This window comes from Anabaenopsis arnoldii (assembly GCF_028331025.1).
In the GTDB taxonomy this organism is placed as follows: domain Bacteria; phylum Cyanobacteriota; class Cyanobacteriia; order Cyanobacteriales; family Nostocaceae; genus Anabaenopsis; species Anabaenopsis arnoldii.
The window spans coordinates 18,634-30,205 of record NZ_JAQMUH010000190.1; the positions used below are offsets into that span (position 1 = coordinate 18,634).

The window sequence follows — 11,572 nt, forward strand, 5'->3', positions numbered from 1 at the left end:
GAATTTTGGCAACTGCTTCTCAATTGAATCAATGCCTGAAGAATACTATAAAACAGATTGACAAGAATGTGGGTAATTAAAACCACTACAGTCCTTTCGATGTTATCCCTGTAAATAGGCTCAATCCTACACAAATATACTAGCAATTGAGTTAAATATAATACTTCTTCTATTAATCCAATTTCACACTTACACAAAAATAGAGTAAAAAATGCTACTCAAAAAGTAGCTATCCGATATTTTCACTTAATCCAAGGATAAAAATATCTTCCTAACTGCTTGAAAAGCAGCTATTGCATTTCTTATAATTATTTATTGACTATTTTATCTAGTGGCTTTGGGTAGATAAAACTGTGATAATTTACCTATCTTGTGCGAAAATCTCCCAGAACACAAAAAACCATGTATAGCAATCCTAAATGATTCATGAACAATTTCTGTTCCCTGTTCCCTGTTCGGTGTGTTCCCTTTCCTCACTCATAATTTCTCAAGTCAAATAGGATGACTATATTATTTATCAATAAAAGAAGATTTATTCCTAGTACCGACTGCAAAGAGGACTAAAGTCCCAGCGACAAAATATTAAAGTGTCACATCTTCTTGTTGATTAATAGCTAACCGCAAAACTGATAAACCCAAAATAATCAAAAATAAGACTAATCCAATTGTACAGGCATAGCTAATTTCTAAGTGGCTAAAGGCTTCTTCATATAAATAATAAACAATGGTTTTAGAGCTATTTAGTGGACCACCCTGGGTCATAATAAATACCTCTTCAAATACTTTAGTAGCGGAAATAGCTGAAATCACGGCTACCAGGGCTAAATACGGACTCATTAAGGGTAAGGTAATATCCCAGTGTTTGCTGATCCCATCGGAACCATCAATGGCTGCGGCTTCGTAAACATCCGCCGGAATTGATTGCAACCCGGCTAAATAAATTACCATGTAATAGCCGAGTCCCTTCCAGATGGTAACAGCCATGACACTGGCTAAGGAAATGGGTACAATGCCTAATAGTTTCTCTGGACTGGTTAACCAGGGAATTCCTGCGGGAAAAATATTCACGGTTTTAAGTAACTGATTAAGTAAGCCGTTTTCTGCATATAGCCATTTCCAAGCTATACCAGCAACTACCATTGATATTACTACCGGCGTGTAGTAAGCGGCTCTAAACCAATTCATCCCTCGCAGCTTCTGATTTACCAAAATTGCCAGTCCTAAGGGAGCTATGACTAAAATTGGCACGACACCTACAAGGTAGAGAAAGGTGTTTTCTAAGGTTTGCCAAAAAACTGCATCTTTCCACAAACGCCGAAAGTTGTCAAAACCTATCCATTGCGGTGGTTGGTAAAGGTCTTCGTAGCTGGTAAAGCTCAGGTAAAATGCTTGTATTGCTGGCCAGAACACTGTTGCAAATAACAGAATTAGTGCTGGGAGTAAAAATATGTAGGGTGTTAGTTTCTGTTTGATAAATTGCCAGTTTTGCAGCTTGGGTGGATTCATGGCGGGATTTTATTGATAATTGACCACAGACAAACACAGATAGGTCTGTATTTAGTTGTTGGAGAAATGGTTTTTTAGGTAGCTTTTACATGGCGGATATGGCACAAACTTGTAAGCCAACAGGTGTATTTATAATTACAGAGTCTACACCAAAGACTTGGGCGATCGCATGGGGTGTGAGGACTGCTTCCGGTGTACCCACCTCCCACAGATGACCTTGTTTTAATAAGGCGATGCGGGAACTATAGCGAGCTGCTAAATTGAGTTCGTGTAGAACGGTGACAATGGTTAAATTCTGCTGTTGATTGAGTTTTTCCAGTAGTTCTAAAAGTTGTAATTGATACTTGACATCTAAATAAGTTGTGGGTTCGTCTAATAATAATACTTTCGGTTCTTGGGCTAGTGCTAAGGCTAAAAATGCCCGTTGTCTTTCACCACCGGAAAGTTGTTCAACTAGGCGATCGCTCAATTGATCTAGTTGCGTTTCTGCAATAGCTGCTGTAACTTTTTCCCGGTCTTCACTGCTTAGTTCCCATTGCCACCAAGGTTGATGGGGGGTGCGTCCTAAACTGACTAGTTGGCGCACTGTTAACCCGGCGGGAATTGTTTGTTGTTGCGGTAATAATGCTAACTTCTGCGCCACTAAATGGGGAGGCTGAGAATGAATCGCTTTGCCATCCAGTAGGACTGTGCCTTGCTGTGGGGAGAGAATGCGACTGAGTAATTTTAGGATGGTAGATTTACCAGAACCATTTGCACCCACTAAACTTAACCATTCTCCTGTTTGTAGAGATAGGTTAATATCTTGGATAATGGGTAATGCTGTGTAACCACCAGTGAGGTTTTGCAGTTCTAAGGGCATTATTTGGGTGATCAAAAATTACTCCTGACAGTCTACTCCATCGCCAAAGTTTTTTGAGGATATTTGCATTTTTTTTAACGGAGAGGGAGGGATTCGAACCCTCGTATACGTTTCCGCATAACAGACTTTCCAGGTCTGCGCCTTCAACCACTCGGCCACCTCTCCAGGGTCAACGATTTATAATCCTACTATGAAATTTGAGAAAATGCAACCATAAAAGCAGATAAATTAAATTAAAGCTCAAGTCTAGTTTGGAAATCCGAAATCACCATGTCCCACACATATACGATTAAAGTTCGCGATCGCGCCTCTGGCAAGGAATACAGTCTAAAAGTTCCCGCAGACCGCTACATCCTCCACAGTATTGAACAACAAGGGGAGGAACTACCCTTTTCCTGTCGCAATGGGGCTTGCACAACTTGCGCTGTGCGGGTGGTGTCTGGAGAAATTTACCAACCCGAGGCTATTGGATTATCCCCAGCTTTGCGCCAGAAAGGGTATGCTTTGTTATGCGTTAGTTATGCTCATTCTGATTTAGAAGTGGAAACTCAAGACGAGGATGAGGTTTATGAACTCCAGTTTGGTCGGTATTTTGCTAGAGGTAAGGTTAAAGCGGGTTTACCCTTAGATGAGGATTAAGATTTGTTTCGCGCCCAGGCGCAAAAACGCAAAGGTTTTTCTTGGGATCCTTTTGGGTTCCTTGCTGTTTTTCGTGGGTTGTCAGGGCGATCATGACCAAACTGCAAGCAATCGCACTCAGGTGAGAGTGTCCCGGGTAGTCAGTGGTCAAACTTTGGAAGTTCTAGGTATGGCTGAACAACCAAATTTGATTTCTTCGGTGCGATTACTTGGTCTTGATGCACCAGATTTGCGACAAAGTCCCTGGGGAGATGAGTCTAAAGCAGTTTTAGCGCAGTTGATTGGTGAGCAAGAAAAATCCGTGATCTTGGAGTTTGATGTCCAAGCCAAGGATAATTTTGGTCGGATTTTGGCCTATGTGTGGAAAGACCAGCAGTTATTAAATGAAGAATTGCTTAAACAAGGGTATGCTTTGTTTGTGTCGCGATCGCCTAATCACAAATATGACCAGCGCTTGGAACGGGCCCAACAATGGGCTAGACTCATGGAAAAAGGGATTTGGAACCCAGAAAAACCTCTGCGTGTCCCTCCTGCTGAGTTTCGCCGCCGAAATTTTTAGGGACTGAGGGAAAGATTATAACTTCCCAATGATTAATCACTAATGACTAATTTACAAATTTTTCTAGACATTGCTACGGAAGCGGCCTTGGCTGCAGGTGCAGTTTTGCAGGGGTATTTGGGTAAGTTAGAAGGTGCTATTACCGAAAAAGGCCGCCCTGGTGATTTAGTCACCGTCGCGGATAAAGCCTCGGAAGCTGAGATTTTGTCAATTTTGCGTCGCCATTTTCCCCAACATTCCATCCTGGCGGAGGAATCAGGGAAGTTGGGTAATCAAGATCATCAGTATCTCTGGGCAGTTGACCCCTTAGATGGTACAACTAATTACGCCCACCAATACCCGGCTTTTGCTGTTTCTATTGGTTTATTGGTTGATGGTGTGCCGCAAGTAGGTGTAATTTATAACCCTTTCCATGATGAACTATTTCGGGCAGCCACTGGCTTAGGGGCGACGCGCAACCGCCATTCTATCAAGGTTTCAGAAATATCTGACTTGAGTAAAAGCATTTTGGTAACGGGATTTGCCTATGATCGCCGCGAAACATCAGATAATAATTATGCAGAATTTTGCCACCTGACTCATCTTACCCAAGGTGTGAGGCGTAGTGGTTCCGCCGCCCTGGATTTGGCTTATGTTGCTTGCGGCCGTGTAGATGGTTACTGGGAAAGGGGAATTTCTCCCTGGGACGTGGTGGCCGGTGTAGTATTATTGCGGGAAGCTGGGGGTAGAGTTACTGCCTATGACGGCACTCCTTTCAACATAGCATCCGGTAGAATTTTGGCTACTAATGGCAAGATTCACGACCAGCTTAGTCATCAGTTGGTGGAAGTCCCGCCTTTGTCGATGTGGAAATAACAGTGGAAAATTAAATCCCACTGACGAAATAGGGTTGACAACCAAACCTAAAATAGAAAAGGCTTGAAGGCAATTAACTAGTTAGTCGCCCGACAGCAACTTCACCTCCTGATCATGGCTGTAAGCAAGCAGATAAATCTGGGGGTGGGGTTTGTTTGGTGGTTTGTTTGGTGGGAAGAAAAAATAATGGTGTATCAACCAGCAGCGGGAGCCAGGGATTTATTACCTTTAGATGTGGCACAAAAACGCTGGATTGAAGATAGATTACAGCAGGTGTTTCATCGTTGGGGATATCACAGGATTATCACTTCAACTTTGGAACGCATGGATACTCTAATGGCGGGAGAAGCAATTCAGCGCCAGATGGTGATTCAACTACAAAATGGTGAAGATGAAGAATTAGGTCTGCGTCCAGAATTGACCGCTTCTATTGCTCGTGCAGTGGCTACGCGGATGGCGGATGTTACCTATCCCCAACGCCTCTACTATAATGCCAATGTCTTTCGCCGTACCTGGGAAAACAGGCACAATCGCCAGCAAGAGTTTTATCAAGCTGGGGTGGAGTTGTTAGGTGTGGGGGGATTGTTAGCTAATGCAGAAGTGCTGCTGTTGGCAAGCAATTGTCTGGCGGTACTGGGGTTGCCGAATTGGCATTTAATTTTGGGGGAAGCGGGAATTACGCGATCGCTCCTGGATGCTTTCCCCCGAAATCTCCAAGCTCAAGTTCGCAGTGCGATCGCCCATCTTGACCGCATCGCCATAGATACTTTACCCCTGAGCGATGAATTACGCGATCGCGCCAGAATTATGATGGATCTGCGCGGTGATAGTGGGGATGTCTTACAAAAAGTTAGTGCTCTTGGTTTAGCTCCAGAGCAGCAAGAGATGGTTAATCATCTCAAATCTGTGGTAGAGTTATTACAATCAGAAGGCAATTTTCCTTTAATTCTTGACCTCAGCTTAATCCAAACTATAGACTACTATACTGGCATAGTCTTTGAAATTGTTAGCGATACTGGTTCACAAGCCAGAGTTTTAGGGCGGGGTGGTCGCTACGACAAGCTTTTAGGTTTATATCATCCCCAAGGTGAAGATATTCCTGGGATTGGTTTTGTCTTAAACATTGAAGATTTATACCAAGTTATTTTATCTACTCAGCAATTACCACAATCAACCCCAGTCAGTCACTGGTTAGTAGTAGCCCAGACACCAAATGCTACAGCTGCAGCCTTTGCCCACGCCCAAAAACTGCGTGATTGTCCTGATTTGCTGAGAGTAGAAATGGATTTAGGCGGCACAGATGAAGCAGCTATTAGACAATACGCCAGCGATCGCGGTATTGCCCAAATTGCTTGGGTTAAATCAGATGGTTCCATTATCAATGAACCATTGCTGTAGTTCATTCTAGCACAAAACCTCGCCCTATCTTTAACTCACCTCTGCTTGGTCAGAAGATGGGTTGGGGGTGAGGTGGAGGTTGGTAAATAATCCTGCTAGGCTAGATATAGCTGATCCGAAAGAAAGGGAATTGAAAAAATGCCGCACACCATTGTTACTGATGTTTGTGAAGGTGTTGCTGACTGCGTAGATGCTTGTCCAGTAGCTTGTATTCATGAAGGCCCAGGTAAAAATGTCAAGGGGACCGATTGGTATTGGATTGATTTTGCCACCTGTATCGATTGTGGTATATGTATCCAAGTTTGCCCAGTAGCAGATGCGATCCTTGCCGAAGAAAGACCCGATTTACAAAAAACACCTTAAAATTTTTCGGTCAACGTTTTATATTTATAACACCGTTGACCAATGACTAATGACCAATGAGTAATGAATATTTATTAGAAGTTAAAAATGTCCACGCTGGATACATTAAAGATATAGATATCCTCCAGGGCGTAAATTTTTGTCTCAAACCCGGTGAACTGGTCGCAGTGATTGGCCCCAACGGTGCGGGTAAATCCACCTTAGCCAAAACCATCTTTGGGCTGCTGACTCCTCACACGGGTACTATTACCTTTAAAGGTGAAAATATTGCTGGGCTAAAGTCCAATCAAATCGTCACTAGGGGAATGTGTTATGTACCACAAATCTCTAATGTTTTTCCTTCCCTGAGTGTAGAGGAAAACTTAGAAATGGGGGCTTTTGTGCGGAATGTCCCCATCAAACCCTTAAAAGACAAAATTTTTACTATGTTTCCTAGACTGAGCGATCGCCGTCGCCAACGTGCTGGTACACTCTCAGGAGGAGAACGCCAAATGCTGGCCATGGGGAAAGCATTGATGTTGGAACCGAGTTTATTGTTATTAGATGAACCTTCTGCGGCCTTATCCCCCATTCTAGTTACCCAAGTATTTGAGCAGATTAAACAAATTAATCACACAGGTACAGCAATTGTCTTAGTGGAACAAAACGCCCGTAAAGCCTTAGAAATGTCTGACCGTGGCTATGTCCTAGAGTCGGGACGTGATGCTATTTCTGGATCTGGTCAAGAATTACTACATGATCCTAAAGTAGCTGAATTATATTTGGGTGCTGGTAAAACCCATTAAACTTCTGTTAAAAATAGCCATCACCTCAGGTTAATGATCATCAAACTTATAGCATTTCCCATGCTCGTGAGGTACAAATTTTTTTAGTTTGAGGGAACAGGGAACACACCGAACAGGGAATAGGGAATTGGTGTGTACTTCATGAGCCTGAAAAAGGCTTTAGTAACGCAGATTCTCTGCGTTACTCGCCTAAAACATTTTAATACTCTGGAACCGAAGGATCGATTTCCTTACTCCAAGCGTTAATTCCACCTTTAACATTAGTCCCCTCAATACCCGCTTCCTTGAGGATAGCTAAAGCTTTGGCAGAACGTCCCCCCAGTTTACAATGAGCAATTAAGCGATGACCATTCAGTATTTCCTTTACCTTGGCTACACCTGCACCATTTTCAATATCTGGTAAGGGTATCAATACAGAACCAGGAATTTTAGCGATTTCGTATTCATGGGGGTTACGGACATCTAAGAGAACAAAATCCTTAGCACCGCTATCTAGTAATTCCTGCAATTCTTTGACAGTCATTTCTGACATTTCCATCTGCTGTTTAGCCTCCTGCGCCTTAGCTTGCGGAATTCCGCAGAATTGTTCATAGTCTATCAGCTTTTCAATTACGGGGCGAATAGGATTAGGGCGCAGTTTCAACTCCCGAAATTTCATATCTAAGGCGTTGTACAACAGTAATCTTCCACTGAGGGTGTTACCTTGTCCGGTGATGATTTTTACTGTCTCCGTAGCCTGAATAATCCCAATCATTCCTGGTAAAATACCCAGTACGCCACCTTCTGCACAAGAGGGAACCATTCCTGGCGGTGGTGGTTCTGGGTATAAGTCACGATAGTTAGGGCCGCCTTCGTAGTTAAATACTGTAGCTTGTCCTTCAAAGCGGAAAATAGAACCGTAGACGTTGGGCTTGTTTAATAACACGCAAGCGTCATTAACCAGGTATCTGGTGGGGAAGTTATCAGTACCATCAACCACAATATCATAGGGCTGCATGATATCTATGGCGTTTTCTGAACTCAGGCGAGTTTCGTACAAGTCAACCTGACAATAGGGGTTAATTTCGTGAATGCGATTTTTTGCCGATTCAATTTTGGGTTTACCTACCCAGGATGTACCGTGAATAACTTGGCGTTGCAGATTGGAAGTATCGACGACATCGAAATCAACAATACCAATGCGGCCAATACCTGCTGCAGCAAGATATAACAGTAATGGCGAACCTAGTCCACCAGTACCAATACACAATACACTAGCCACTTTTAAACGCTTCTGCCCTTCCAGCCCAATTTCTGGCAAAATCAGATGGCGGGAATAGCGTTCATAATCGTCTTTGGTCAACTGGATTTCATCCAGATTGGGATTGAGCATAGAAATTAAGTAGATCAGCGAGGAATACTTATACTACCGAAAAAAGGGTATGTTTAAATTATCTTGTTAATGGACTCTGGTTGAAACTGATCATGTTCATCCAGACTCCAGCTTGTGACCGTACCAGCTTTGCCATTGTTAACAGAAACTATTATATACGAGTATTCCGCCCAAGCATATAGGCGATCGCATTCTGAAGGTATAGCAGGATGATCAGGGTGTGAGTGGTAAATACCGATAATATTCAGACCGCGATCGCGTGCTGTTTTTTGTGCTTGTAACATCACTTGGGGGGCGATCGCATATCTTTTGCGGGTACTCTCTACTATCTGTTCACCAGTCAAATCATCGCCTTGGCTGTTCCAGGTGTTTTCTGTGGGTATGATCTCTATGACAGTTTTACCCTCCCTACCCAGACGACCAAGAATTAGCCCACAGCATTCTTCTGGGTAGGTGCTTTCACCATGGTTACAAATCATTTGCTGGTGGTGGGGAAGGAGTTTGAGTACCCGACTATTCATCAAAAATTGCGACTTTGCTGATCAATGTAAGATGCTAGCAGTTCCTTAACTTCCACGACATCACTGATGAGTCGATCATAATCAGAAGTTTTGAGTATATGCAAGTCATGGCAAAGCAGCAGGTAATATTCCACTTCAATTACCCCATCCCTCGCCATTTCCAGACAATCCAGTTGGATTTCATAGTCATCGCGATCGCATCCCTGAGCGATCTTAATGGCGATGGAAGCACAAGCTAAACGGATTTGTTGTGTTAGTCCCAGCAATTCCTCCTCTGGAAAGGTTTTAGTAATTTCATAAACTGCAATTGTCAGTTCATGCGCTTTTTCCCATTCTTGCAGTTCTCTAAAATCTGTCATTGTATTGGTATCCTTGAGGATTTATGGGGTGACCAATGCCTACCTCATTATCATATGCCACTATTGAGCTACTAGCACTATGCTACCCAATTAAATATCATCCAATTCCTGGAAAAAACCGAATATCGTTAACTGTATTTTTTAGTATAAAATAATCATAGTAAAAATCAACTTGATAATGCAACCCCATCAACCTACTGTAGTGGAATTCCGCGATGTTACCCTTAGACGCAACCATCGCTTTTTGGTATCTCATCTCAATTTTTCTATTATTCAGGGAGAAGCCCTAGTATTACTCGGACGTAGTGGGAGCGGCAAAACCACTACTATGAAGTTAATCAATGGCCTCTTGATGCCTACACAAGGTGAAGTATTATTTAATGGCATTCCCACCACTGAATGGGATGAAATTAAATTACGGCGCAATATTGGTTATGTCATTCAAGAAACTGGGTTATTTCCCCATTTCACCGTAGAACGTAATGTAGCTTTAGTGCCGACTTTACTGGGTTGGCAATCTAAACAAATTAAAATCCGGGTGTATGAATTGTTGCAAATGGTAGGGTTAGAGCCTCAACAATTTGCTGGGCGTTATCCTCATGAACTTTCGGGGGGACAAAAGCAACGGGTAGGTGTAGCTAGGGCATTAGCTGCCGACCCGCCAGTATTATTGATGGATGAACCCTTTGGCGCCCTTGATCCCATGACGCGCTTAGAACTACAACAAGAATTTCACCGGTTACAACAAGAATTAAATAAGACTGTGGTGTTTATTACCCATGATATTCAAGAAGCCTTTGTTTTGGCTTCCCGAGTTGGGTTAATGTCTGAGGGAGAACTAGTACTATTAGGGACAAAGGATGAATTTAAGGGATCTGTACATCCTGAAAGTCTAGCTTTTCTCAAATGTCTGCAATCTCTGGAAAATTTATGAATGACTTTTTCTTGTTTAAGTATGCTCCGGAAATCCTCCAACATACCCTAGAACACTTATTTATGGTCAGCATTGCCATGGCCACGGCGACAGTCATTGGTATCCCCTTAGGTATTCTCATCACCCGCAAAACTCACCTGCGCCAGGGGGTTCTCGGTATTGCCAATATTTTGCAAACCGTCCCCAGCCTAGCATTATTTGGTTTACTGATTCCAGTGCCGATTATTGGGGGTATTGGTATGATTCCCGCCATAGTTGCCCTAACTTTATACTCCTTTTTGCCCATTATCCGTAATACTTACACTGGGATCACCGGAGTAGATGCCGCAATTCGGGAAGCTGGTAGAGGTATGGGAATGACAGATAGACAATTATTGTCACAGGTAGAAATTCCTTTGGCTATGGGGGTGATTTTGGCAGGTGTGCGGGTAGCAACAGTAATTTCTATCGGTATTGCGACGATCGCCGCCGCTATTGGTGCTGGTGGTTTGGGGGTGTTTATTTTTCGCGGAATTGCCGTGGTAAATAATCAATTAATTTTAGCTGGGGCTGTCCCGGCGGCAATTCTTGCTCTGCTGGCTGATGGGGGTATTGGTTGGTTAGAAAGAAAATTAACAGTTAAAACTTAAATTTTTGATGGTTTATGGTGGTTGTGGCTTTGGGAACAAATGAAAAGATTTTTGTCTGTTTTAACTTGTTTGATGTTGGTAGCGATCGCTGGTTGTAATTTCAATTCTACTTCTAGCGATACTGGTGATATTGTTGTTGCTTCTAAGAATTTTACTGAACAAGATATTTTGGGGGAACTTTTAGCCCAGCAAATCGAGGATCATACTGATTTAACAGTTACTCGCCGCCCTCGTTTAGGTGGGACTTTTGTTTGTCATAATGCGCTTGTGGCTGGACAAATTGATGCTTATATTGAGTATACAGGTGTGCGATTCGTTCTTCCTAAAGGAGCAGTTATGCCCAGGGATGGAAGGTAAGAGAGGGTAAAACCAGACTCTTATAACTGTGTGTTCATGTGGGTGAGAATCCCATCCCCTAGGTGCAAGGGTGACAGCATCTTCCTTACGGTAGCGACTAGCCATCAATCCGTAAAGCAGGAAGAAAAGGCGTTCCTACTGGGAGCCTAACCTGGTACACGTCAAGCAAAGTACCCATGAGTAAAACGAAAGTTGAAGATGTGTCTAAAACGTCGTAAACCCAAACCAGCCAAATAAGGCTGATAGGCTGGAACCAAAAGGTAAAGGATAAGGAAACGGCTATTACTTGTTAGACCGTTTTGCACTTCTGATAAACCCGGCGTATAGCATCACTCTAAAGGTACACAGAATGGACACACGGAACGAAGTAACCCCTTGTTAGCTCTTTTAGAAGGTCGAGTCTAAAAGTAGGTGCTAACCGGATGCTGCAAGT

General features: G+C 43.0%; 13 protein-coding genes, 1 tRNA gene and 1 pseudogene. 9 read left to right on the top strand and 6 right to left on the bottom strand.

The genetic code is table 11. The annotated features are described in order from the left end of the window. Positions 1–582: 582 nt before the first annotated feature. From PN457_RS17015 to PN457_RS17025, 3 genes are all read right to left on the bottom strand, one after another. Positions 583–1,506 carry a carbohydrate ABC transporter permease gene (locus tag PN457_RS17015; RefSeq protein WP_271734732.1) on the bottom strand — a complete coding sequence of 308 codons (924 nt, stop codon included), beginning with the start codon at positions 1,504–1,506 and terminating at the stop codon, positions 583–585. A gap of 85 nt (positions 1,507–1,591) precedes the next feature. Further along, positions 1,592–2,368 carry an ABC transporter ATP-binding protein gene (locus PN457_RS17020; protein WP_271734749.1) on the bottom strand — a complete coding sequence of 259 codons (777 nt, stop codon included), beginning with the start codon at positions 2,366–2,368 and terminating at the stop codon, positions 1,592–1,594. Between the two features lie 78 nt (positions 2,369–2,446). Further along, a tRNA-Ser gene (locus tag PN457_RS17025) sits at positions 2,447–2,533 on the bottom strand. Between the two features lie 105 nt (positions 2,534–2,638). On the opposite strand from PN457_RS17025, the gene PN457_RS17030 reads away from it, so the two are divergent. The 6 genes from PN457_RS17030 to PN457_RS17055 all read left to right on the top strand — a co-directional run bounded on the left by PN457_RS17030 (position 2,639) and on the right by PN457_RS17055 (position 6,967). Beyond that, positions 2,639–3,007, top strand: coding sequence for a 2Fe-2S iron-sulfur cluster-binding protein (locus tag PN457_RS17030; protein ID WP_271734733.1), 369 nt, complete (start codon positions 2,639–2,641; stop codon positions 3,005–3,007). After that, complete coding sequence (locus PN457_RS17035; RefSeq protein WP_271734735.1) at positions 2,997–3,566, top strand: thermonuclease family protein; 570 nt, start codon at positions 2,997–2,999, stop codon at positions 3,564–3,566. Before PN457_RS17030 ends, PN457_RS17035 begins: the two co-directional genes overlap by 11 nt. 42 nt (positions 3,567–3,608) lie before the next feature. Then, the gene (locus PN457_RS17040; RefSeq protein ID WP_271734736.1) at positions 3,609–4,421 is read left to right on the top strand and encodes an inositol monophosphatase family protein; all 813 of its coding nucleotides are present in this window, start codon (positions 3,609–3,611) and stop codon (positions 4,419–4,421) included. A 186-nt stretch (positions 4,422–4,607) separates the two neighbouring features. Continuing rightward, positions 4,608–5,819 (top strand): ATP phosphoribosyltransferase regulatory subunit, encoded by a 1,212-nt coding sequence (locus PN457_RS17045; protein WP_271734750.1) that lies wholly within the window; start codon positions 4,608–4,610, stop codon positions 5,817–5,819. A gap of 138 nt (positions 5,820–5,957) precedes the next feature. Next, a complete protein-coding gene (locus PN457_RS17050) occupies positions 5,958–6,182 on the top strand; it encodes an indolepyruvate ferredoxin oxidoreductase subunit alpha (protein WP_271734739.1) in 225 nt (74 codons plus the stop codon). Between the two features lie 56 nt (positions 6,183–6,238). Further along, on the top strand, positions 6,239–6,967 hold the full coding sequence (locus PN457_RS17055) for an ABC transporter ATP-binding protein (protein ID WP_271734741.1): 729 nt from the start codon (positions 6,239–6,241) through the stop codon (positions 6,965–6,967). Positions 6,968–7,166: 199 nt separating this feature from the next. Here the strand turns inward: PN457_RS17055 and moeB are convergent, their stop codons facing one another. Genes moeB through PN457_RS17070 form a run of 3 tightly spaced genes read right to left on the bottom strand, consistent with a single transcriptional unit; the run spans position 7,167 to position 9,219 of the window. Then, positions 7,167–8,339, bottom strand: a complete 1,173-nt coding sequence (gene moeB / locus PN457_RS17060) for a molybdopterin-synthase adenylyltransferase MoeB (protein ID WP_271734742.1) — start codon at positions 8,337–8,339, stop codon at positions 7,167–7,169. A 53-nt stretch (positions 8,340–8,392) separates the two neighbouring features. Then, the gene (locus tag PN457_RS17065; protein WP_271734743.1) at positions 8,393–8,860 is read right to left on the bottom strand and encodes a M67 family metallopeptidase; all 468 of its coding nucleotides are present in this window, start codon (positions 8,858–8,860) and stop codon (positions 8,393–8,395) included. Next, positions 8,860–9,219: a four helix bundle protein gene (locus PN457_RS17070; RefSeq protein ID WP_271734744.1), complete on the bottom strand. Its 360-nt coding sequence runs from the start codon at positions 9,217–9,219 to the stop codon at positions 8,860–8,862. Before PN457_RS17070 ends, PN457_RS17065 begins: the two co-directional genes overlap by 1 nt. Before the next feature lie 178 nt (positions 9,220–9,397). On the opposite strand from PN457_RS17070, the gene PN457_RS17075 reads away from it, so the two are divergent. The 3 genes and pseudogenes from PN457_RS17075 to PN457_RS17085 all read left to right on the top strand — a co-directional run. Then, entirely contained in the window at positions 9,398–10,153 is a 756-nt protein-coding gene (locus tag PN457_RS17075; RefSeq protein WP_271734746.1) for an ATP-binding cassette domain-containing protein, read from the top strand. Further along, on the top strand, positions 10,150–10,782 hold the full coding sequence (locus PN457_RS17080) for an ABC transporter permease (RefSeq protein ID WP_271734748.1): 633 nt from the start codon (positions 10,150–10,152) through the stop codon (positions 10,780–10,782). Before PN457_RS17075 ends, PN457_RS17080 begins: the two co-directional genes overlap by 4 nt. 39 nt (positions 10,783–10,821) lie before the next feature. Next, positions 10,822–11,097 (top strand): annotated as a pseudogene (locus tag PN457_RS17085) (glycine betaine ABC transporter substrate-binding protein); the annotation flags it as partial. Positions 11,098–11,572: the final 475 nt, after the last annotated feature.